The sequence below is a fragment of the Vibrio sp. 10N.286.51.B11 genome (assembly GCF_041469245.1).
Classification (GTDB): Bacteria; Pseudomonadota; Gammaproteobacteria; order Enterobacterales; family Vibrionaceae; genus Vibrio; species Vibrio crassostreae_C.
Map to the genome: position 1 here is coordinate 38,116 of NZ_JBFRKI010000012.1, position 24,882 is coordinate 62,997.

Sequence of the window (24,882 nt, forward strand, 5' to 3'; positions counted from 1 at the left end):
ACACAAAGCGCAGCTATTTAGCTGCGCTTTTTTGTGTCTGTTACAAGATAGCCTAACGAGCAAACACCCAATACTGACTAAGCAAATAGTTACTGACCATGCCCACCAAGATGCCAACCGCCATTGCGATAAACACTGCCCCAGTAAATGCAGGCAGCAATTCAGTCATCAACTTAAAGCACAGCAAATTAGGTATCGCCGATATTGATGCAGAGAACATGAACTTTTGCCATTGAATCAGCTTTTCGGACCAATTCCCCTGCCCTTTGAATTCAAAGGTCAACACTCGATTTCCAAACCAGGTTGTCGTTGCTGCAACGATGAAAGAGCCAATTCGAGCACTCATTAACGGCAGCCCAATAACGTAATGCAGCAACGCAAACACGGCACAATCGACAACAAAGCCACCCGACCCCACCATAGCGAATTTAATCATCTTATGATGAGGTTGTAGTTTTTGGTTTAGCACGTCGAACTTGTGGCTAAACAGTCTCGATGACGAGTTAAAATTGAACATCGCCATCACTTCGAATATGGCTCAACGATAGATTTGGTTTGATGTTTTGGCTATGACAACTAAATAGAGCGCGCTTGATCTTCACCGTCGGCTCTAAAATACAGGTCAACGCATTGTCTTTAATCTTGGTTTCCACTTCCGCTCTTTTACCAATCAGATAGAACTTGTCGATACCATCTAACTGCTTAACATCAAGTAGCTTTTTCGCTTGTCCATGACTGTAAAATTGCCCAGAGAACGGTCGTTTACCGATGTAAAAGCTCGGCGCTTCATCCGTGATCTGCTCGAAGATAATACGGTCACTTTTCTCGTTCGCTTTGCCTAGGTTGAGGTAGACCATCGCAATCATTAACAGCACAGGTAGCACCAAAGCCACACTCGAGAACCACTTCTTATCTTTTTCTACCACAAGCGTTGCCACCAGCAAGCCAAGGGCTGGAATACCCGGTAGGACGTAAGCTGGAAGAATATTACCCGCCATAGTGAAAAGAATTAGAGGAGAGACCAACCAACACACAAGGAATGAAAACAACCCACTATGTTCAGCGTTAACTTCTGCGATTTTCTTACGACGGGCGAAAGTCAAAATAGGCAACACAATCGACCACGGCGCAGCCGCTTGAATCCAGAAAATCCAAATCATGCCTCTTGCTTGGTCATGGGCAGAACCGTATAAATCGCCCTCCCAGCCACTCACAACAAAACGCTTAAAGTGCTCGCCAACAATAAAGTAATCAATAAAACCCGGTGTTGCCATTTCAGCCATGATGTACCAAGGCAAGGCAATCGCCAGCATCACACCTAAGCCAGACAACAGTGGAAAGCGTTGCCATAACACTTTGAAAGCGCCAAAGAAGCCGTGTTGTAATACCAACCAAGGGAAAACTGCGATACCCATGATGACAATCGCTACCGGCCCTTTTGCCAGCAAGCCTAATGCTAAACCAATGAAACCAACATAACCCCAAGACCGATTAGTCTTCGCACTCCCTTCACCCTTCCCCGCTTCTCCTCCTAGCCAACATAGGTAGAAACCCAGCATGGCAATAGTCATCGCTAAGGTTAACGCGATGTCTGTCATCACAGCACCTGCCGCAATAGAGAAAATACCACATGTCGCCAATACCACGGCCGCCACCAAGGCACTTTGTCCGGTGCGCTTAGCCATGTACGCAACCAACAAAATCGTCGCAAAACCTGCTAACCAGTGTGGCGCACGCACAGCAAACTCACTCAAACCAAACAGCTCAATGCCAATCGCGCTCATCCAGGTAAACATCGGAGGCTTACCCCAGAAAGGGATGCCGTAATCAAATTGAGGGGTTAACCAATTGCCGGTTTCTACCATCAAGCGAGCCATCTCACCGTAGCGCGCTTCCGTGGTGTCCATTAAAGGATATGTCGCCAGAGATAAGAGCCTTAGAACCAATGCAAAAGCCAACAAATACCATAGGTGCGTTCGGTTCAGGCTCATGCTGACTCCTCTAATTTAAAATGTGTTTTTAATGCAGGGGTATCGACCACCGATTGGATCAGATACAAAGGACGGTTCTTGGTTTCGATGAAGATACGACCGATGTACTCCCCCATTAAACCAATACTCAGAAGTTGAATGCCGCCAAGGGCAAGTTGAACCACCATCATGGATGGGTAGCCCGTAATAGGCTCACCAAACATCATGGTTTTGAACACGATGAAGACGCCATACACGAAAGCAGTAAGCGCCACTAATCCACCAACGGCCGTCGCAATACGCAGTGGGCGGATAGAAAATGATGTGATGCCATCCATCGCCAATCCGATGAGTTTCAGGTAGTTCCATTTCGTCTCGCCACAGAAGCGAGCGTCGCGCTTAAACTGAATCGTTGCTTGTCTAAAACCTGGCCATGAAAAGATGCCTTTCATGTAACGGTTACGTTCAGGCAGTTGGTTGATATGGTCGACAACCTCTCGGCTTAACAGTCGGAAATCACCGACATTTTCTGGAACATCGATCTTCGCTGCCACGTTCATGACTTTGTAAAAGCTTGCTGCTGAAAACTTCTTAAACCACGTTTCACCATCACGTTGGCTACGCTGCATATTGACGACGTCATAACCTTCGCGCCATTTGGCAATCATTTGAGGAATCAGCTCGGGTGGGTCTTGTAGATCGGCATCGAGCAAGATCACAGCTTGTCCTCGGCAGTGTTCGAGGCCAGCACTCATCGCTGATTCTTTACCAAAGTTACGGCTTAAACCGATCACAGAAATTGAGCTATTGATTGAAGTGAATGAACTCACCAAATCCAAGCTGTTGTCTTTGCTGCCATCATCGACATAAACAATTTCACTGGTGATGGGTAAGCTATCCAGTACCTTGGTTAAGCGAGAATGAAACTCTTCTAACACCTCTTGTTCATCGTAAAACGGCACAATGATCGATAGTGAAACGGCGGGATTGATCCGTGATGTGGAGACTTTAGGTCGGCTAATATGAAATTCAGACATAATACGTTCTTCTATTTTTTAATCTGAATCCAATCTACCCCCTCATAAGTGAAAGTTATGTTATTGACATATTTTTCACGCTCACTCAGGATAATGTTACCGTCTATTTCTGTATGAGAATCAAAATGAAACGAGTTCTATTAGTCGAAGATAACCGTGAAATCGCAGGTGTCTTGTTTGATTATTTTGAGTGTATTGGCATGGAACTCGATTATGCGGACAACGGCGAACTCGGCCTGCAACTCGCGTTGGAAAACTCATTTGATATCATCATATTGGATCTGATGTTGCCAAGAATGGACGGCCTCACGGTTTGTAATAAACTGCGAGACCAAGGCAACGCGACACCTATTTTGATGTTGACTGCGTTAGATAGCCGCGATGATATGTTAAAAGGGTTTGAGCATGGTGCCGATGACTATCTAACCAAACCTTTTGATTTGGATATTTTGGAAGCCAGAATGAAAGCGCTTGTTCGTCGTTACCGAGGAAAAGTGGCTTCTTCTAAATTGCAGTTTGATGAACTCACCATCGACCAAAAAACGCGTAAAGCTTACCGTCAAGATAAGTTACTCGCACTCAACCCAACCACTTACACCATCCTTGAGATGTTGTGCCAAAAAGCACCAGAAGTGGTTACTCGCGAAGATATTTCCTACAAACTCTGGGAAGAAGACGAACCCAACAATGACGTGTTGCGCAGTCACATCTATCAATTACGTAACCAACTCGACAAGCCGTTTGATACTCAGATGTTGATTACCGTCCCTAAAGTTGGATTCCGTCTGGAGTCATCGAATTGATTTTAAATGTTCTCACGAGCACCAAAACCCTAACCGGCCGCTTAGCGGTTTTCTTTGGGTTAATGGCCGTGATTGTATCGGCCTTTGTCTATTTAGTCTTTGTTGCCGCACTCTACATGTCAGAAGATCGCGTCGGTGAAAGACGCATCCTGATCGACCGTAACTATGCGGTTGGTTTATTCCAAGCAGGGGAAAGCGGTACGTTAAGAATTGATGACCTGACAATCGCCTACAATGATCTTTCATTGATACCTGCCGAATACCTCAAATACATTAAAGGCAAAGAAAGCTTTGTTGGCGAGGTAGGTGAAGAACCTAACTCTCGCATGGTGTATGTTGGTGAGTATTCTGATAAAGGTCAAACCCACCCAATCGTTCTGCTTTCCGAGATCGACCGCGTCGAGTTTGAGATTTACGAACTGGTTTATGCGACCACCTTTGTACTAACATTACTCTCTATTCTAATTTTTAGCTTTGGTGCTCTGCTCTATCGATTATCTAAACGACTGATTGAACCCTTCAATTCTATTTCCGAACAATTGGAATCCAATAAGCTCAACCTAAACGAAGAATTTGGAGTGAATGACGATGCGGCGGTGGAGTTTCGTCAGTTGACGGATCAACTCAATCAATACAGAAGAGAAATCAATTCTCTAGTAAAACGCGAGCAAGCTTTCGCACGCTACTCAAGTCATGAACTAAGAACTCCGTTGACTGTTGCTCGTGGTGCCAACAAACTGTTACTGAGAAGCGAAACAACCGAATTTCAATCTCGTCAGGTTGAACGTATTGATGAAGCCATTGTTCAAATGTCTGAAATGGTCGATGCACTGCTTGGTCTCGTTCGCTATGAAAGAAACAGTGACGATGCACCGCTACGTTTATTCAGCCAGCAAGAGCTAGAGACTATCGTTTCTAAAAATTCGTTGCAGGCTGACGAGAAGGAAGTCGCGATAACCTTACAAGTTCAATCAGAACCCACAATTCAGGCCACCAGCGCGATAATGAATATGTTGGTCGGTAACTTGTTAAGAAACGCGATTGCAGCCACTAATAGCGGTACAGTAACTATTACCCTTTCTCAAGACAGTCTTATTATTGAAGACCAAGGCGAAGGCCTGCAGGAGCAATACAACCCGAATGGACACGGGCTAGGTTTGTTGATTGTCGATGACTTGTGTCAGCGTTTTCATTGGGACTTTGAATTGTTTAATCGCAGCTGTGGTGGATGCACAGCCAAGATCACCTTTCAAGCCGATTCATCCGCGTCAATATCGAACGAAAACTTGATTTAGTTGGTTTACAGCCGCCTCTGGCTACTAGATACTCGTCCGTCCTATTTGATTTAAAAATGCTGGCTCTTGAGTCAGCATTTTGTCTAAGTGCGATGAAACTAAATAATAGCCCTGTAACTCAACATCAATACAACGACCACACCTTTTTCTTAAAGCGTGACGATCAGCTTCATTCCCACTTTTGCGGCAACAAAGCCAGAAAGTTCATGAAGCTACTGGAAGACGAGCACCCAAGCACTACCACCCTAATAAGCTATGGTTCCGCTCAAGCCAACTCATTGTTCTCGCTAGCCGCACTTGCAAAAATCAAAGGTTGGACGCTTGAGTTTTACGTTGATCACCTACCTCGATGGCTACAAGAACGCCCACTCGGCAACTACCGTGGCGCTATCGATCTCGGGGCTGAGGTTATTTCAGTCAAAGAAACAGGCTCTGAGCTTCATCCACAAGAGTATATTGAGCAAGTAAGACAACCTGACTCACAATGCATTGTGTTACCAGAAGGTGGACGCTCTCAGCTTTCTGAATATGGCGTAAAACAACTGGCGATGGAAATACTCAGCTGGACTCGCTTTGAAAACCAATACGATTTTGTTGTGGCACTGCCAGCAGGCACAGGCAGCACGGCTCTGTATCTACATAAGCATTTAAAACTACACAACATCCCGGTATTAACCTGTGCATGTGTTGGCGGCAGTGATTACCTAACGCAACAGTTCAACGAGCTTGGCGAAACCGATCACCCGCAGATATTACCGCTTAAAGCCAAACACCACTTTGGTAAGTTGTACCAGCAGGACTATCAAACTTGGTTGGATCTACAAGAACAAACTGATATTGAATTCGACCTGCTCTACGACCCATTAATGTGGCAATGCTTAGAGCAATGGCAAGAAGAGAACCCAACCAAAACCGTCATCTATATCCATCAAGGTGGCATCTTAGGTAATGAGTCGATGTTGCCGCGCTATCAACGTAAGTACCCAGAACTTCGAAGTAGCCACACCGCTGATAACGCTACTTGGTAGTAATCCGTTCTTTTCTACTCTAATGCCCCGCGTTTCTGCGAACTGAGAATTTCTCAGCGCATCATGAACAGCCATCGCACTCCCTTTCGATGGCTGTTTATCAGTAATAGCCACCTGCTATCCCTGCCAGACATTTCAAGTTAGAGACAGAAATCTGGCGAGAATCATCGCGTTATCTATACTTTCGATTGGAACGTCAATTGTCATCGAAAGGAATTACGCATGCGAAAACTCACTACGCTCGGCCTGTTTTCAGTTTTACTGCCCTTCTCTGCGATATCAGGAGAAAACGTCACTTACCAAGTCGATGGGATGGATTACGAAGGTTATTGGAGTGAAGCCAGTGACCAAGCGCCTTTGGTACTGCTAATACACGATTGGGATGGCTTAACCGATTACGAAAAGAAACGTTCTGAGATGCTCAACGAACTCGGTTACAACGTGTTCGCCATCGACCTATTTGGTAAAGGCATTCGCCCTACGGAAGTGAAAGATAAAAAGCAACATACAGGCGAGCTGTATAAAGACAGAGAAAAAATGCGTACGTTGCTCAACGCTGGTGCCATGGAAGCGAAAAGACTTGGCGGCAACTTAGATAACAACGTAATGATGGGATACTGTTTCGGCGGAGCCGCTGTATTGGAAGCCGCTCGTGCGGGCATTCCTTCGAAGGCTTATGTCACCTTCCATGGCGGTTTATCAACACCAAAAGGTCAAGACTACTCGCAGACTAAAGCTCCCGTAGTCGTGTTCCACGGCACGGCTGATGCCATGATTTCAATGCACGACTTTGGAAGCCTCGCCGCTCAACTTGAATCAACCAAAGTTCCGCATGAGATGATCACTTATAGTGGTGCGCCACACGCCTTCACAGTATTCGGATCGAATAACTATCAACATGAAGCTGACCAAAAATCATGGCAACGCTTTACTCAGTTGTTAAGTTCGGTATCTCGTTAACTTTCAATCTAGGTAACAGCCCAACGGCAGCCTGTTACCTAATTCGTACTAATTATTAGCGAGTATTTCTTTAAATTTGGTGTTCGTCACTCAAAAAGAAAGCGCTTTCTTGTAGTGTGTCTCTATTATCAATCAGGCACTCTGAATCAGATATGCTTTTTTAACTGTGAGAAATTATGAAATATTTAGCAATTCTACCAGCGGTATTCGCACTAAGCGCCTGTTCAACAGTGACAGAGTCACCGGTTAGCTACCACAAAACTTCTCCGGGGCTAGAGTCACTACAGAACAACGAAAACTGCTGTGAAAACCTGAGTACAATTCAATATCAAAGCGTTACGAACCCAGAAGAAACATCTGTTTCGATCACCACAGCAAGCCCTAAGATCGAGTTCAAATCGGGCCGATCCTTTGCTGGAGGGCTAAAGCTTCCTGCAACACTAGATGCTATTCGTTTTTCAGTGACTTCAAATGCTAGTTATTCAGCATTCGTTCCGTCACTTTTAGTCTTAGACAAAAATTACCAGCCGCTAGATGTCATTGGCAATGAAAGTATTAAGTACCAACCACTTAGCCTGCTTGATGGTGCACAATATGGCGCGCAAATCGAACTGCAAGAACGTTACTTAAACGGCGAGGCTCCTGCTTACTTGGTCGTATTCACAACCAGCGAAGCACTCGCGGAAACAACTCCTGTCGAAAAACCAAGTGATATGGCGATACGTTCTGGTGATATCCAGGCAAACATCGCTCATAACACGGACTACGCCATCCCTCATTCTGCAATCGGGAAAGTCTCCTTTGATTTTAAATTCACAGCGGTAACCACCGTTGTTGAAGAACAAAACCGTCAAAAGCGAGTTCAACAAATTATTCCAGAATCAACCGTAGCCCAATCAGATTTATTAACGGAAAATACACTGAATAAGAAAGAGGTTTATCAAACTCTTATAGAAAACTCGGTTTCATCTGGAGATTTTAGTGCAGCACTGACTTACGTTGAAGAATCTGAGCGATTAGGAATCGAAGGGATGCGAAACTCCTTTGTTGACGCGATGAAGCAATATCAAAAAGCACAATAACTCAACCTCAAAGTAGTCGTTTATTTTCTCTCACTTTACCTCTTTTTTGAGCAACGAGAGTTAAATAAACGACTGTTATCCCTTAGCCCTATTCAGGCATAAACGAAAATACTAATTGCTCCAATTCTAAGCCTAATTTGATGAATTCAATATCCAAAGAATAAAAGCCTTTATCAAGCTTAACGGAGAGCCCCTCAACTGAAACTGTCTCGCCATTAGTACCATTCACTGATAGAGACATCGCGTACACGTTATTGAGACTTAAACTACACGCAGATTGAGCCAAAGTGCCACTATCGTAGTTAACAATACCTGCACATCGATACACACCAGCCTGTTTAACTTCCAAAACAATGCTACGGTTTTCTCTGATATTAAGTGGTAATACTATTGCATGTTGCTCTGCCGTCAGAGAGCAAAAGTCTCCATCAGTTTTACTCTGTTGTTTATTAAGATTTTGGGTCGCCTCAAAGCTCTTAACTGGATCAAAAGCGACTAATGGGCGACCCATTGCTGGAGAGTCCATAATAAAACGACAAATATTCATCGCGCTTCGTTGCAACTCCCCTAAGCTCAACGTTCCGTTTTCAAGCGCCTGTAACGTATCGTCATTCGACACGTTATTTTCCGCACCATCATGCTCAACAACCATATAAAGATCATTTTGAGAGCGAAGCATAAAGGATGTGTAACTTCGACTTTCAGAGCCACCTTTGATTGGGTCATTCATTTTTGCCCACCAATCCGTCATCACTATCCCTTTATAACCCCACTCCCCACGAAGAATCGTAGTATTGAGGTCGTAATTGGATGCAGCCCAGTGACCATTAATAGGGTTGTAGGAGGTCATAACACTCGAAGCTCCTCCTTGTTTTACCGCTATTTCAAAAGGCTTCAGATGAATCTCACGAAGTGCTCTTTGAGATATAACACTATCAACATCAAACCGTGACGTTTCTTGATCATTCGCCACCAAATGCTTGATTGTGCCAGATACTCCTGCAGCTTTAAGACCAAGAGTTTGAGATGCAGCTATTACCCCTGAGAGAAATGGATCTTCTGAGAAATACTCAAAATTTCGACCATTCAAAGGGTGGCGGTGGATGTTAATCCCAGGACCAAGCAACGTATCAATATGATTGGCTTGCATCTCTTTCCCCACTAAATGAAATAGTTTCTCATTCAGTTCTGGGTTCCATGTACAGCCTAATAATGTACCAATTGGGACTTGAGATGCTTTATGTCCGCTGTCCATTCGGATACCAGACGGACCATCAGCAGCTGCAACGACAGGGATACCTAAATCAAATAAGCTCGGCGAAACACCCCCAAAAGCAGCAGCAGTACCTGGCGTCACCTTAGGGCTGCACATACCTTCCCCACGAACAATTGTCGCTAACTGCTTTACGGTCATTTGCGAGATAAATTCGTCAATGTTCGCTCGCCCCTGCTTAACATCCAGTAAACGAATGCCCGTATCTTCACCAAGAGGAATAGAGCTTGGAACCTCACTCAGAATACGTTTACTCAAATCAATAGTTCGCAGCGGCACAGATTCGTAATCGCAACTGTAAACACCATTTTCCTCGTTGCCTTTTGGGATCAACCTACTAAATCCGGTGACAGGAGCAAGTGCTTCCGTTAATTGCTCAACAACCAACAGCTCTTCTATTTTAACGCTCTCACTAACAAGCTTTGCCTGGCGAACACTTCCTCCTAGATAAAAGTGATATTCTCCAGCTTCAAGTACGTAACTATTTGGGTGTCCCGTTTTACCGGAGTCATCAAATGATGCGAAGGAAGATAGAGGACATGAAATAGTCAAACACACCGTATCTTGCGGGTCCAAGGTCGGTGTTTTCACAAAACCGATCAGTGCTCGTGAAGGCTTACCAAGGTGACCTTGAGGCGATTCAACATACAGTTGAACCACATCCTTACCACTGTATTTCTCGCCTATGTTTTTAACTTCAATATCGAAGACCAACTCTTGTTCAGAGCCAGAACCAAGAATCGTTAGCGCATTTAATTGATTGGAAAAGCGGGTGTAGGACAGCCCAAAACCAAACTCAAATTGAACAGCTTTAGGATTGAAAGTTTCAAAATACCGATACCCGACATAGATATCTTCTTGGTACAGATTACGCTCTTTATTTCCGAAGCTAGCGCTGGAAGGATAATCAGATAAAGAGTGCGCAATAGTGTCGGTCAAACGTCCACTCGGGCTAACATCACCTGATAAAACATCAGCTAAAGCATGCCCACCTTCCATACCTGCGGCCCAGCTATACAGAACAGCCTTAATCGCAGCAGAACCTTTAAGTGAACTTGTCCATGACATATCGATTATGTTGGTCACGTTCAGTATCACAATGACATCATCAAAATATTCTGTCACTTTCTCCAACATTTGTATTTCTAGCGCGGTTAAATTGTAACTGCCTTGCTGCTGTGCATTATCTTGATCTTCACCCGCCGTTCGACCGATAAAAATAACGGCTTTGTTAGATTTGGCAACGGCATCCATCACAACTGAATTTGAAAGAGGCATTTCATCTTGAAACCAAGGTTCTGCTGCCCAACCACCTCCTCCGTCATTGAACGGGTTGTCCTTGACCCAACGTTTGTATACCTCCACCAAACTGAGATTAAGATTGATGTTTGGATTCTCATACAAGCCCTGTAATGCATTAACGGAATAAGGGACATTCACAGCTCCACCAGATCCAGTGCCACTTCGGTAGGTATCAATCTGACAGCGACCAAAAAGAGACACCGTATCACTAGCCTGCAATGGCAATATTGAATCACTATTTTTTAGTAGCACAATGCCCTCAGTAGCCGCTTGTCGACTTATGGGTGCAAGCTGCTTCTGTGCTTCGAGAATTTCCACAGTATTCATTTAAAGTCCTACTATTTTTTTACTTAGAGCAAAAATTTGACCTCTCGCTCTAAAAGTTAATATTGTCTTTGTTCAAAAAATAGTAATCTTAACCACGGCGTTTAACTACCAAATAAGCGACAGAAATAGGTAAAATAGCGACATGAAAACCAAGTTTAGACTCCAAAGTCATCAGAGATATCCTCAGATAAAATTTGCCTATGTCGATGGTCATCACGATTTCGACTTTGACGTACATAGCCATGACTTTTCTGAACTTTTCTTAGTTGTGAGTGGTAGTGGAAAGCATACGGTAGCTAGCCACACTTACCCTTTAAGTACAGGAGATGTATTTGTTATTAATGGGGATATTGAACATGGATTTTGTGAAGTAAATAAACTGAAGATTGTAAACTTGATGTTTGATACGGCATTGCCTTTTTTTGAGGTCCCTTCAATGCGTCAAATGCCAGGTTATCAAGCGCTTTTCAAGGTAGAACCAATTGCTCGACAAGCATCTGAATATCAAGCAAAGCTTACGTTATCACTTTCTCAGTTGAAACGAATCAATGGACTTCTACAACAAATCAAATCGGAATACGACAACGCAGAACAGGGGTTTGAAATCATATTGACGAGCACAATGCAGCAACTTGCGATAGAACTTGCTCGGCGATATCAAGAACAGACCCATAGCTTACCAAAAACAACCCTGGCATTGAGCCGTGCTCTCGCACATATTGACCGTCATTACAAAGAAGTAGGATTAGATACAGAAACCATTGCGCAAGCGGCCTATATCAGCAAGCGGCAACTAGAAAGGTTATTCAGGCAGTTTTTAAATACATCCCCAAACCAATACGTCAAAGACCTTCAAATTCGACACTCGGCATCCTTATTATTAAACGACAACAAAAGCATCCAACACATTGCTGAGTCTTGCGGCTTTTCTGACAGCAACTATTTCTCCAAATGTTTTAAGGCCCAAAATGGATGCAGCCCTCGCGAATTTAGAAAGCAACATTCTTCCCATAACTCATAACCCTTTCCCCCTTAAACCTTAAGCCTTAAGCCTTAAGCCTTAAGCCTTAAAAGATTAGATATGTCACACATAAAAAAACCGCTCCTTTCGAAGCGGTCGATGAGTATCTTTGGCAAGAACACATTTGAAACGAAACTCAAATATGGAAGACTCATAGCAATAAAAATGAAACTCTTTGTGCTGCTAGGAAAGAGCTCAACTATTGCAATAAATAGGATATCGAGAACCTTGCCCGCCCTAAAGGCAAGGCCGTCATACCACTCCCCCGGTATGCTCGATATCACTTAAGACCCGAAGGTAAAAAATTCTACCACCACATGTCAGCTTGAATACCTACAACAAAGTCGCCCTCTTTACCCGTACCATCTTGCATTTCACCATCAAGGTAAGATGCCATGAAGCGAATTTCTGGAGATGGACCGAAGCCAGAGTGCACAACTAGAGTCGGTGCTACTGTTAGCTTGTAATCATAAGAATTCTTTGACTCACCATTTCGGTCTTCGTAGTTGTACATGTAACCAGCTTCGGTAGCGATAAAGAAGTTTTCTGAAATTGGGAACGTTGGTCGCACCATTGCTGATACCCAGCCGTCTGTGTCACCATTGTCAAAATCGTTGTACTGGGTTTGAAGAGAGTGGAAAATATTCACACCATTTTCAAAAAAGTACCCACCCCATGCTAAAGCACGTAGCGATACATCGTTTTCATCAACAGCCTTCAAACAAGACGTACCACAGCCCGTGCCTGTCGTTAACCAACTTTGATAGTCGCTACCAGGCTTGTACGTGTTGTAAGTCGTAAGAGTACCGCCTAAAAGGTTACCTGAACCTAAGCCTTTACCAGCCTGCGCGATGTATTTTGTAAAACCTTTATCTGACAACCCAAAGACAGACTCAGTGTGAACAATTGCCGTCATTTCATAGCCATTCTCAGCGAATGCTTCTGGGCCATTACCAAAACCTAAATCGACCATATTGTCTGGCATATACTTAGCCATAGCGTGAAGCTCAACACTGCCAAAGTTCACGCCAGCATGAAGTGCATGCATGATGTTGTTGCTGTCACCCCAGAAACTTGTATCGCCAGAGTCATCGCTTGCAATATAAGCAAAGTCCCACTTATTACCACCTAGCTCAACACCTTCAATACCAACACCAGTACCTGACATATCCGTGTAGAAAAAGTCGGTCATAAAGATGTAATTATCTTTACCATAAAAGCGCTTACCACCCCATACAACACCGGTTTCAGATACACCTTCAAACTCGACAAAAGTTTCTGCCATACCAATTTCGCTGTTGGTTGCATCGGCATTGGCACCAAGTTGGTTGGTTGCATATTCCGCATTGTTGGCTGCTGCTCGTGTTTTGATTCGAATTTTCTGACCACCGTCATTCTCAAAATTTTTCTGCAGTGCAACTTCAAAGTGGCTATCCGACTCAACACCCAATCGACCTAAACGCTCTTTAGATGCTGGGAACTTTGCTCGTTTAAAATCATCATTTTCACTGAATAGAACACCAGCACGGAAATAACCGTGAAATTCAAATCCATCCGATTTTTCGGCATGTACAGCAGGTGCAGTAGACAAGCCAGCTGTAGCGACTAAACAAGCAAGGGTAAGCTTAGAAAGTTTCATAATAACTCCATGTTCCAAATTATACTTTCACAAAGAAAGCGCTTTCTTTATTTTTCTTAAAAAAACCAATCGAACAGATTTAAAGAAGATCAAATCTAAGCCCACATTCACTATGCACTCTTAACCTTATTGGCATTAACCGCTCAGTTGGTATGGAAAGAGTATAAATCGATCTCGTGAATATAAACCGTGATCAACCCCACCAAAGAAAGCGCTTTCTTATGCGTAAGTCACAAAAATAGAGATGTTAAGTATTTTGTTTGAACAATCATGGAACCAAGTAAAATATCACTGTTCACATATTAAGGACGAATTACTCCGTTCAATCACTCAGAACCTGTTTCGGAATACATCGTCGATTGCCTTCCTCAAATAATCGTCAAAATAAAAAAGGGAACATACATTGTATGTTCCCTTTATATTCAGAATTTTATTCAAACCCTTTTGTTAAAAAGCTTACTTTTCAAATCGAATATTGTCTAATTTAAAACTCATTTCTCCTTGAGGCTCAAACACTAAAAGGTTAGTGATCGTTGTTGGATCAGCTTGATTCCCACCAGCAAAACGGTTGTCTCTCTTTAAAATGTCAGCGATTGGAATACGTACCGTCTTCCATTCATTGATTGCTGATAGCGGCACGGTATAGTCACTTGTTTTCGGCCAGCCACTGTCCATCTTAACCAATAGTTCAACCCCGTCGGCCATGCTCTCAACTTTCAAATCAAAGACCAGTTCACCCGTCTCTTGCCAATGTGTCACATCTGTTACAGGAGAACGAAAATAGATATTTCCTGATCCTTGATTCTTATTCACTTGTAGCACTGTTCCACGATCTGGTTCGGTCACTTCTTGATAGTCAACAATATCCAATGGGTCATAACTTGCATAAGCCAAGCTTGCGTTAAGAGTTTCGGTAAAAATCTCCAACGTTGGTCCATCAGCATAACTATCATCGGTTGCTAAGATCTCTGGAGCTTCGTGCCCTATCACTTGTATTGCATGTTCAGAACGACTTGCACACCCTTTTCCTTTCCAACGATCAACCTTACAACGGTAAACCTTTACTGAATCAACTAGCATTGTTTTCGGAAACAAACCTTCGTCGATGCCTTTATCATTTGCGTTTGCTGACCACGCCCCACCGACGGCCAAGTTCAATAACAAATGAAACTTTTCATCAAACGGAGCTGCTCCACTCGCATTAATGAGTTTCCCTTCTTCCGCTTCATATTGGCTGTACCAGCCCTCTTGAGTTTGAGTCGCGTAATGAATATTGTCTACATACCAACGAATTTCACCTTCTTCCCACTCAATCGCGTATGTATGGAAGCCCTCAGTAGGGTTCACACCATTTGGCAATGTCGCGGCTTGCCCTTTATAAACATTGTCTGGCCAATTTCGTCCGTAATGTAACGTCCCGTAGACCCGGCTCTCTAGAGCATCATTTTTCGCTCCCGCCGCATCTGAAAGTGTGTTTAGGTTAACCGCTTCCATAATATCGATTTCGCCAGAAGCAGCCCATGTACCATATTTATTGTCGGTTGGCAGCATCCAAATCGCGGGCCATGAACCTTGTCCACCGGGTAACTTTGCTCTGATTTCATAACGGCCATATTTGGTGTCACGCTTGTCTTTTGTGCTAAGCCTCGCAGAAGTATAAGGGAGTGTTTTAGTTGCTCCGCCAATCGTACCTTCGGCATTGTCAGGCCCAGTATGACTTTGCTTCAGCGCGACAATGTGTAAAAAGCCATCTTTAACAAATGCGTTATTAGGATCATCCGTGTAGCACTGTTGTTCATTGTTCCCTCCTCCCCAACAGTTCACTTCTAATGACCAATTACGTTTATTTATTTGCTCGCCTTCAAACTGGTCTTCCCACACCAATTGCCAGTCTGAACTTAAAGTAACTGGAGCATGGGATAGCACAATCGCTTTTTCAGTTTGAGCTAAGTCAGCACTTTCGGATACCGGCAGCTCTATCGCCGTGCAACCAGACATCAAAGCGGCAGAAATAAAAGACGTTAATATCTTTGCCTGATTGGTTAGATCTTGCATTACAACTCCTTGTATCACGACTTTCTAAGCAGGCGACACTTAATATCGGAGCCCATAACAGAAAGTCGATAAATGAATAACTCCGCGAGCATGGACCCAATATGCCATGCACAACCGTTTCAAAATGAGTATATAAAAGTGCATAGTTCAAAAAAGAGACAACGCTCACTTTAAGAAAGCGCTTTCTTGTTGGGTTTCACATTTTGCTAAAGTTCATTGCGGTTTATATAGATTCCCAAGAATTTTCATAACCCGATTATCTGCGATAACGCCCTAGTAGCCCTTTATTCTCAGACTTCTATTTTATCTAGTTCATAACTAAGATCAGAAAAACAGATTCACTTTCACTACAACAACAAAGAAAGCGCTTGCTTGATATTTAATCGAGTATATGAAAATATTCGTTACCTTACTTTGTATGCTTGACCTTCAAATTTAGCGTTAAGCAGTTCAGAGTTTTTAAATATTAATCATTGGATTACTAGGCTCTTATTGATCACGAAGGTAATATAGCTTAGTTCACTCCTTGTAGAGATAAGGCCACTACCATTGATCACCATTAAAGAAGTATCTGAACTTGCTCAAGTTTCTCAATCAACCGTCTCACGAGCATTAAATGGTCACCCTACGGTAAAGGAAGCCAATCGCGAAAAAGTATTTAAAGCTATTGAGCAACTGGGCTACAAGCCTAATGCGTTTGCACAAGCTCTAGCCTCCAGTCGTTCAAATAGCATTGGCATGCTAGTTGGTTCGCTTGATGGGCCTTTCTATGGACCATTAATGCATACAGCCGAAGATACCGTTCGCCAAAATAATATTCACTTAATCGTTACAAGTGGCCAGGAATCACGAACCAAAGAGCTCGATTCTATCCAGTTTTTGCAATCTAAACTTGTGGATGGCCTCATTGTTCACTCAGACAAGCTCAGTGATGACGAACTGATCAAAATAGCGAAAGACAGTGAAACAATGATTGTTCTCAACCGTTTTATTCCTGAGATTTCTGATCGCTGTATTTACATTGATAATGAGCTTGGTGGCTACCTTGCAACGAAGCACTTACTTGAGAACGGGCATAAAAAAGTCGCTTGTATCACAGGCCAGTTGAGTAAAGTTGATAGTAGAGATCGCTTTCAAGGGTATCGAAATGCCTTGTTAGAGTTCGGTATCGAATACGACGCAGGGCTGTTTGTAGAGGGACGCTTTGATCATCAAGGCAACCACGAAGCTGCGCGACGCTTGTTAGACCGAGACCCTGAGATCACCGCGATTTTCTGTCAAAATGACAACATCGCGCTTGCTGTATATGACGTAGCAGTAGAGCGAAACCTCATTATTGGGCGAGACCTTTCAGTCGTAGGCTTCGATAACGATACTCATAGCCAGCATATTCGTCCTCGCTTATCGACGGTCGACTTTCCAGTTCATGAGATGGGAGAAGAAGCTGCAAAAGGTGTTTTATCGTTAATTAATAAACGCGACTACCCATTGAAGCACAAACTAACCCCGACATTGATTGTAAGAGAGTCCGTGGCTAAACTTTGATTTTTGTATATCAAGCACCCCATTTTTTACACTTAAAAGAAAGGCTCTAAGTATTCACTTAGAGCCTTTTTATTTCACTTTAAATTAGAATTAGAGTAACTGGTGCTTTGACAACACGACAACGACTTTCTCAATAAGACCACTACGAGAAAAGAGCTGTGAAGCCATTTCATGGTTTAGCGTTAACGATGCAAATGCCTCACTTGTTCCGTCTTTAAACTGAACTTCAATACCCTGTGTTGGCTCATCATTGAGTTGGTAAATAAACGGTACCTGACAGTAAGTAAAAGCCAGTTGCCCAGCCTGAACAATAAAGCTCTGCATTTGTCCTTCAATATTTTGGCAGTCAAAAGTCGCCGCTTTTTGTAAGAACTCTTTAGGACTAAGAAGTGAAGGGTTAATTACAATTGTGCCATCAACGACCTCTAGACCTAGCTCTCCAAAACGAGTAATCACTTCTTCCTTAACTTGCCCTGTCATCCCTGGCTGCTGTGCTCCAGAGTGCTTTGGCGTATGAGAATACGGATCCGTCGGAAACGCACCGTAGTTTTCCGGCGTTTTGTTGAAACCAATACCAGCTCTCACTTTGTAATAGTAATCCGCTAATTTAAGAGTTTCCTGGCTATTAGAGTCCATACTCCAAGCATGCTGATAGTTTTCTTGCACAGCTAGCAGCAACTTAGAAACCATATGCCAATAGATACAACCTAAACCTTCATAACCAAACATGGTTCCCGAACGCCCAGTAAAGGCTTTATGGTTGAATACACGCTCATACAAACTAGATACATGACAAAATTCATCATCACTAATTGACGGGTAATCGGCTTTAATTTCATCAATCGCAGCCTGAAGGAAACCTTTGTTTTCAAAGCTTGAATTGAAGTGGTAAGAACCTTTGCTGTCTTGGTTTACTAATCGGTTATCTTTGGCAACAACCATCATGCTTAACAATTTGCTCTGGTCAATGTCTTTAGCGTCTAAACAGTTTTTGTCCATAAAAGAAGCCAGCTCACGGTCAGGGTAAAGCATGAAGCTATTTTGATCAGCACGATACATGTCACTGGCAAACAATTTATCCAACAACTCAACCGCTTGTTTAGATGATAATAGACCCGAGCTCAATACTGCAACTTGCCCTTCTAGCATAGGGTAAAGCTCTTCAACCATTAAGCTCTCACCAGAACAACTCAAGATGTTATACGCATTGTACAAACCGTCTTCACGCAAGTTGTTTGCAATCGTAGAATCTAGGACTTTTAAGCTCGCGCCCATCAATTGAACAATCGCTTCTTTCTCAACTTTCGTTTTCCCTGAGAATCCATTTACTCGGTACACGCGCTCACGATAATTAGCAGCGGATTTAGCCAGCTTAGTCAGCATTGCTTTACGCGTTTGACGAGTGACCGTATCTTGACGAATCTCTGTATTTGCCTCTGAAACGATCTGTGTAACAGAAGACATCCACTCAAACACTTCTTTGGAAATACTGTATGACGATGGTGACTTCTCTAACAGGCGCTGCATAAAGGCAACATAGCGACGCATGTAGTACAAGGTTACCATTGAGAGGCCGTTGCCAACGATAGCGTTGTTTGCATCATTCCATTCTGGACGTTGTGTATTGAGCCAAATACCACCATCAAGCACTAAGTTACTCAATTTCGCCAATAAAGGGACGAGTATCTTCTCCATTAAGTTGACCATATAAACTTCTTGGTCACCCGTCATCAACAAGCGACCGTCACTGCCTAAGCTCTTTACACGTTGCTCTGTCAATTCCTGCAAGTCTTGGTTGAACTCTACGGTATCTTTAGGGTTATCAAAGAGGCCTTGAACTCCACAAAGCTCGTAAGGCACGTTGGCATAACTAAAAATGTCACTCTCTAGTAATTCGATAAGATCGCTTTGCTCAAATTTGTCTGCTAACTCAAGGAATTTTAATAGATAAATGATTTGATGATCGCCCCAGTAACCAATGTTACTCCAAGGATCATCCGCCTCTAACAGCTCCCAATCTACACCATCTTTAGTAATTCGATACGGATTGTAACCATCCACCGTTGAAGCATTAACAAACTTAGAGATGAATGATTTGATGAACCCTGGATAACTAAGAGCCATCGCTTCCCAGTTTTGGAAAATATCACGCCAGTTGCCTTGATAAGAAAGTAAGCGTTCGCCATTTTCATCTTTAAGCTTAATCTCATAGTGGTTCCAAGGGCGACTAGGGTCACCATGACGACGTCCAAAAGTAAGCGGTAGATACTCGTAGCTCAATCGAACTAATTGAAAATCCCCTGTCGCTTTAGCGCGCGAAACTAATTCAGAATGGCTGAAAACATCCCCTAACTGATCAAAAAAGTCTTGATGGCGGCCAGCTACCTGAGAGTTGGCCTTTTCCATAGTTTTAACTACGTCAACCTTTTCTAACATATAGCCGTTTTCAAACACGCCACCACGCATGTTATTGAACAACACATTGGCATAATGGTGAACGCTGGTATTTTCTTCAGCTGTTATTTGCCACGCATCCGCGCCAGACATTAATGTGATCAATTCATCTTGATTATCTGCAACGCTCTTTTCTAAAGCTAGTGCTAGGTTAGCAGGAACAGAGAGCTCAGATTGAAGCTGACAGATATCGGAATGAGTCTTGTCTATATCAGCGACAATCGACCAAACTTTGGTTTGATGTGCTCGCAGCGTCAGAGACTTATGAACTAAATAGCTCCCTCTAACCCCTTTCGTTAAAGGTTCACTTTTAACCGCTCGACCTTTTCTGAACGCATTAACTTGAGCACTCGTCAATAAAATTTGGCTGCTTTCCGTTTCTAAGCTGAAGACTGTCGTCGCTAGCAAAGATTCAGCAGGGTCGGCTCTATCGCTCAATTTCGCGTACATGCTGAACAGAGCTAATGAACTACCATCAACTTGTTCATTCCACTTGTACGCATCAACTAATGCACTTCTTGTTTGAAGAGCTGATAACGGAGCGCCTGAAGGAAGTATATTTTGTAAGCCATCTAGTGCTTCGACTTTACGCTCAAAGCTCGCGAGGTTGGTCAGTTTTGAACGACGAATAAAGCCGTATTTTTCACTCGTATTCCAGCTGTATTGGAACTGTAATTGCAAAGTATGGTTTATCTCTTCAAATACAATCTTGTCTCCAATCGTATTTTTATAAAGATTGCGTTCAACATCAAAAATACCATCATGGAATGTATTAAACGGTTCCCAAAGTACAACCTTGTCGCCATGTTCAATACGGAAGATGGATTTTGAGCCGGTGTTTTCCGCATTTTCATGAATATGGTCAACAGACTTGTAAGGAAAAAGCGCATTTTCCGGACGAATGCGTCCAGCTGAAAGGCTGCCTGTTGATGAAATAAATAACCAGTGATCGCTCGACGATACAACGCTAATAAAGAATGGCGTCATTTGGTCAACATTAGAGATTTGGTAGTAACGCTCACCATCTAAATCAACGAACTTGCCATCGACCTCTGGTGTTGAGTTGTAGTCTTGTTTCATATCAAAATTCCAAAAAATTCTTACACTTAAACTTTGAAAGCGCTTTCTTTTGCGTTTCAAAAAGGATTTAAAGTTTACAAATGATGACAACGAGCAAAATGCTCTTCTGCAATTTGAGTCGGTTCTGGTATTGATTGCGTGCAAAGTTTATCGGCTTTCATACAACGGCTTGCGAACGGGCAACCTACGCTACTTGGCTTCCAAGAAGGGATATCGCCTTTTTTCACGTTCATGTCACGCTTGCCCGATTTACCGACTTCTGGCACTGCTGACAACAACAACTGAGAATACGGATGTTGTGGGTTCTGAGTGACGTTGTCGCTATTGCCCCATTCGACCATATGTCCTACATACATCACCGCCGTTTTCTCAGCAAAATAACGCGCTGTCGCAATGTCATGAGTGATGTACATGAACGAAATACCATGCTTATCCTTCAAGTCAGCCATTAGGTTTAAGATTCCTAACCGCACAGACACATCAAGCATAGAGATAGGTTCATCAGCTAGGATAACTTCAGGGCTAACAGCAATTGCGCGTGCAATTGCGACACGCTGTCGTTGTCCACCACTTAGTTCATGGGGGTACTTCTCTGCGGTCTCTTTAACTGGTGTAAGCCCAACCATTTCAAGCAATTCATAAACGAGGTTCGGAATCGCTTCTTTTTCTGCTCGTTTATGGATAAGTAATGGTCGCGCAATATGGTGGTAAATCGTATGTACAGGATTCAACGAGCCAAACGGGTCTTGAAAAATCATTTGCACTTGGCGTGCATATTCAAGCTCACCATATTTTTCAATATAATCAGACAGAGGCTCACCTTTGAATTCGATATCTCCAGCCGTCTTATCGTAAATTCGGGTAAGAATTCGAGCTCCTGTGCTTTTCCCTGAGCCAGATTCGCCAACAATCGCTAATGCTTCTCCTTTACGAAGATCAAATGAAACATCATTTACGGCTCGCATCATATTGCTTTTGACTGACTGGCCAAGTGGGAAATCTTTTACCAAATTCTTAACTGATAAGATAACTTCGCTTTTATCAACGTTCTTTAAAGTATTCATAATCTTTCGCTCAAACTAGGTGACAAGATACGTGATGCCCAGTCGCAATAGCGCCCAAACGAGGCTCACTTTTAATGCACATTGAAATGCATTCGCCACATCGCTCTTGGAAGTTACATCCTTGAGGTGTATCCAAAAGGTTGACAGGATTCCCAGGGATCCCGTAGAGACGTTCTTTTGGCCCATGAATAGTCGGGAATGAAGAGATAAGCCCTTTTGTATAAGGATGCTTAGGTTCACTAAATACCGTTTTCGCATCACCTAATTCAATAAGGTTACCCGCATACATCACGCCAATTCGATCAGCAATTTCACCCATGAGGCTTAAGTCGTGACTAATAAACAGAATAGAGAAGCCAAACTTACTCTTAAGCTCATACAGTTCATTCAAGATTTCACGTTCAACCACTACATCAAGTGCCGTTGTTGGCTCGTCCATGATGATCAGTTTAGGTTCCAGCGCCAAAGCAATCGCAATAACAACTCGCTGACGCATACCTCCACTCAGTTGATGGGGAAAGCTCGACATTCTGTCGCCATGAATCCCAACCGTTCCTAACAGCTCGACCGCACGATCGTGAGCCTGTTTATAAGGTATTTTTCTGTGCGCTAGAATAACGTCCGTTAGCTGCTCACCGATGGTAATGACAGGGTTAAGTGAGTTCATTGCGCTTTGAAAAACAATAGAAACGTCATTCCAACGGAAGTCACGTAACTGCTTGTTATTCATCTTTAAAACATCCTGCCCTTTGTAGAGTATTTCACCCTCAGAGATAAGCGCTGGTGCTTTGTGTAGGCGTGATATAGCAAAAGCCAATGTACTTTTACCGCAACCAGACTCACCGGCAATACCGAGCGTTTCACCGGGCGCAATGGAAATACTAACGTCATTAACGGCTCTTGCTACGCCATTAGGAGAAACGTAATCAACACACAGGTTATTAATTTCTAATAGATTGCTCATTATAGGCCTCGGCGTTTATCTGCTTCTTTTTTAAGTTTGTGCCACAGTTTGATGTGTGGGCCCGTACGTAATTTAGGGTTGCTCACTTGGTCAATTGACATGTTAATCAATGCGAGTCCACCACCAGTAATCGCTAACGCCAATGCAGGAACCAGCATTTCCCACCACGCTCCGGTATATAACGATGAAGAGGTCTGTGCCCAATACAGCATAGAGCCCCAACTCACTTCTGTTGCATCACCTAAACCTAAAATACCTAGACCAGCTTCAGAGCCCATTGCGTAGATAACCGTGCCTAGGAACCCGCCAAAAACAATCGAAACTAAGTTTGGTAAGATCTCTACTAAAATAATGCGGATTTTTGATTCACCCATAACTTCTGCAGAAATGATGAATTCTTTGCTTCTAATTGCCATGGTCTGTGCACGAATCACCCTAGCTCCCCAAGGCCAGGAGGTTATTCCTAACAACACGGTAATAACCAGCGAACCGACCTGCCCTAAGAATGCGGCGAGAACAATCAGCAAGGGCAACTGTGGAAACACAAGAAATACGTTAGTCACGAAGTTCAAGCGTTCATCGACTTTTCCACCAAAGTAACCAGATGAAACCCCGACGAGCACTGCTATTGTCATCGCGATTACGCCCGCAGAGATCGCAACAGTAAGCGACTTTCTTGCTCCAAATAGAACCTGGCTATATACATCACGCCCGCTACGAGTAGTGCCCATAATATGCTCAGAACTTGGTGCAATATGTGGACGTGCTACGCGCTTTTCTGGATTATGAGTCGATAATACAGGCGCAAATAACGCCCCAGCTAAGACAATCGTAAGTAAAAAAGTACCTACAATGGCTGGAGGGTTACCGTAGAAAAATGCGTAAGCTTTACCGAGAGTTTTCTTTACGTTTTTCCACGACCATTTTGGCTCACGTACTGGCATATTCGGCTGGTTAGCGGTTTTTTGAGTATCCATTAAATTATCCATCATGCGCCTCAGTTCGAGATTCTAGGGTCAAGCCAGACATATAGAAGGTCGGCAATAAAGTTAGCGGTCAGTACCGCTGTCACCAAGATAAGAAGAATGGCTTGGATAAGTGGGTAATCACGAGCAACTATGCCTTTAAGAAGGATGTTCCCCAAGCCTTGGTAGTTAAAAACCACTTCGGTCATGATTGAGCCTGCGAATGAGAATCCGATTGCCATTGCAATAGCGGTCGCAACAGGAAGGATGGCATTTCGACCAGCATAGCGAGACATAACACGATAACTACTCAAGCCTTTGGCCTCAGCCATCGTTACGTAATCTTCACCCAACACATTGATCATCGCATTACGCATATTGAAGACCCATGTTGCGATCCCAACCAGGACCATAGAGCCCATAGGCAACACAGCGTGTTTAGCCACACTAGAAATAAACTCCCATGTAAAACCTGGCTCTAGCGATGGGTCATAAGTGTATGCCAAAGGTAATAGTTCGAGTTTTAAACCGAAGAAATAGAACAACAGTAACGCGGTCACGATGTACGGGAAGTTACTAATAAATGCCAAAACTGGCGGAACAATTTGTCCAAATAGCCCTTCACGTCGATACGATGCATACGTACCAATACTGACACCAATGATAAGAGCAACAATCAGCGAACCAAGCGCTAGGAACATAGTCCACGGCAGTGCCATAGCAAGGACATCTGAAACACTTACAGGAAACATAAGCACTGAAGGTCCCAGATCAAGAGTGAATACGCTTTTCATATACGCGAAGTATTGTTCGAAAACATTGCCATCAACAAAACCGTACATTTCACGAACAGCATCCATTTGAGCAGGATCCATTCGACCTTGAGCTGCAGCGAAAAGAGCATCAACAGGATCTCCTGGCATTAGGCGAGGCAACATGAAATTAAACGAGATAGCGATTAAGAAAGCGGTAAAATAGAAGCCAAATCGGCGAATTAAAAACGACATAAAAATCTTTT

Annotated in this window: 18 protein-coding genes; 7 read left to right on the top strand and 11 right to left on the bottom strand. The window is 43.3% G+C overall.

Translation table 11 applies throughout. The annotated features are described in order from the left end of the window. Positions 1–52: 52 nt before the first annotated feature. From AB4154_RS07175 to AB4154_RS07185, 3 genes are read right to left on the bottom strand one after another with little or no spacing between them, the layout of a single operon-like run. The gene (locus tag AB4154_RS07175; RefSeq protein WP_017062031.1) at positions 53–517 is read right to left on the bottom strand and encodes a GtrA family protein; all 465 of its coding nucleotides are present in this window, start codon (positions 515–517) and stop codon (positions 53–55) included. Next, entirely contained in the window at positions 504–1,991 is a 1,488-nt protein-coding gene (locus AB4154_RS07180) for an ArnT family glycosyltransferase (protein WP_372122604.1), read from the bottom strand. The genes AB4154_RS07175 and AB4154_RS07180 overlap by 14 nt, the downstream gene beginning before the upstream one ends. After that, positions 1,988–3,007 (bottom strand): glycosyltransferase, encoded by a 1,020-nt coding sequence (locus AB4154_RS07185; protein WP_372122606.1) that lies wholly within the window; start codon positions 3,005–3,007, stop codon positions 1,988–1,990. The genes AB4154_RS07180 and AB4154_RS07185 overlap by 4 nt, the downstream gene beginning before the upstream one ends. A gap of 125 nt (positions 3,008–3,132) precedes the next feature. On the opposite strand from AB4154_RS07185, the gene AB4154_RS07190 reads away from it, so the two are divergent. From AB4154_RS07190 to AB4154_RS07210, 5 genes are all read left to right on the top strand, one after another. After that, a complete protein-coding gene (locus AB4154_RS07190) occupies positions 3,133–3,810 on the top strand; it encodes a response regulator transcription factor (RefSeq protein WP_065585153.1) in 678 nt (225 codons plus the stop codon). Further along, positions 3,807–5,105: a sensor histidine kinase gene (locus AB4154_RS07195; RefSeq protein WP_372122608.1), complete on the top strand. Its 1,299-nt coding sequence runs from the start codon at positions 3,807–3,809 to the stop codon at positions 5,103–5,105. The genes AB4154_RS07190 and AB4154_RS07195 overlap by 4 nt, the downstream gene beginning before the upstream one ends. 92 nt (positions 5,106–5,197) lie before the next feature. After that, complete coding sequence (locus tag AB4154_RS07200; RefSeq protein ID WP_136973591.1) at positions 5,198–6,133, top strand: pyridoxal-phosphate dependent enzyme; 936 nt, start codon at positions 5,198–5,200, stop codon at positions 6,131–6,133. Positions 6,134–6,355: 222 nt separating this feature from the next. Then, a complete protein-coding gene (locus AB4154_RS07205; RefSeq protein ID WP_136973590.1) occupies positions 6,356–7,093 on the top strand; it encodes a dienelactone hydrolase family protein in 738 nt (245 codons plus the stop codon). Between the two features lie 176 nt (positions 7,094–7,269). Next, on the top strand, positions 7,270–8,175 hold the full coding sequence (locus AB4154_RS07210) for a MalM family protein (protein ID WP_061038885.1): 906 nt from the start codon (positions 7,270–7,272) through the stop codon (positions 8,173–8,175). 88 nt (positions 8,176–8,263) lie between these two features. Here AB4154_RS07210 and AB4154_RS07215 read toward each other — a convergent pair whose 3' ends face one another. Beyond that, on the bottom strand, positions 8,264–11,077 hold the full coding sequence (locus AB4154_RS07215; protein ID WP_372122610.1) for a glycoside hydrolase family 3 C-terminal domain-containing protein: 2,814 nt from the start codon (positions 11,075–11,077) through the stop codon (positions 8,264–8,266). A 142-nt stretch (positions 11,078–11,219) separates the two neighbouring features. Between AB4154_RS07215 and AB4154_RS07220 the strand changes: the two genes are divergently transcribed. Beyond that, positions 11,220–12,098: a helix-turn-helix domain-containing protein gene (locus AB4154_RS07220; protein ID WP_048664698.1), complete on the top strand. Its 879-nt coding sequence runs from the start codon at positions 11,220–11,222 to the stop codon at positions 12,096–12,098. Between the two features lie 307 nt (positions 12,099–12,405). On the opposite strand, the gene AB4154_RS07225 is transcribed toward AB4154_RS07220, so the two are convergent. Next, positions 12,406–13,737 (bottom strand): carbohydrate porin, encoded by a 1,332-nt coding sequence (locus AB4154_RS07225; RefSeq protein WP_019821079.1) that lies wholly within the window; start codon positions 13,735–13,737, stop codon positions 12,406–12,408. 456 nt (positions 13,738–14,193) lie between these two features. Next, complete coding sequence (locus AB4154_RS07230) at positions 14,194–15,792, bottom strand: family 16 glycosylhydrolase (protein WP_372122612.1); 1,599 nt, start codon at positions 15,790–15,792, stop codon at positions 14,194–14,196. Positions 15,793–16,341: 549 nt separating this feature from the next. Between AB4154_RS07230 and AB4154_RS07235 the strand changes: the two genes are divergently transcribed. Next, positions 16,342–17,337, top strand: coding sequence for a LacI family DNA-binding transcriptional regulator (locus AB4154_RS07235; RefSeq protein ID WP_372122614.1), 996 nt, complete (start codon positions 16,342–16,344; stop codon positions 17,335–17,337). 90 nt (positions 17,338–17,427) lie between these two features. Here AB4154_RS07235 and AB4154_RS07240 read toward each other — a convergent pair whose 3' ends face one another. From AB4154_RS07240 to AB4154_RS07260, 5 genes are all read right to left on the bottom strand, one after another. Beyond that, positions 17,428–20,871, bottom strand: a complete 3,444-nt coding sequence (locus tag AB4154_RS07240) for a hypothetical protein (RefSeq protein WP_372122616.1) — start codon at positions 20,869–20,871, stop codon at positions 17,428–17,430. A 74-nt stretch (positions 20,872–20,945) separates the two neighbouring features. After that, positions 20,946–21,935, bottom strand: a complete 990-nt coding sequence (locus AB4154_RS07245) for an ABC transporter ATP-binding protein (protein WP_017071889.1) — start codon at positions 21,933–21,935, stop codon at positions 20,946–20,948. Positions 21,936–21,945: 10 nt separating this feature from the next. After that, positions 21,946–22,899, bottom strand: a complete 954-nt coding sequence (locus AB4154_RS07250; RefSeq protein WP_048659634.1) for an ABC transporter ATP-binding protein — start codon at positions 22,897–22,899, stop codon at positions 21,946–21,948. Further along, positions 22,899–23,876, bottom strand: a complete 978-nt coding sequence (locus tag AB4154_RS07255; RefSeq protein WP_371957688.1) for an ABC transporter permease — start codon at positions 23,874–23,876, stop codon at positions 22,899–22,901. Before AB4154_RS07255 ends, AB4154_RS07250 begins: the two co-directional genes overlap by 1 nt. Before the next feature lie 20 nt (positions 23,877–23,896). Next, positions 23,897–24,871: an ABC transporter permease gene (locus AB4154_RS07260; RefSeq protein WP_017071753.1), complete on the bottom strand. Its 975-nt coding sequence runs from the start codon at positions 24,869–24,871 to the stop codon at positions 23,897–23,899. Between the last annotated feature and the right edge of the window lie 11 nt (positions 24,872–24,882).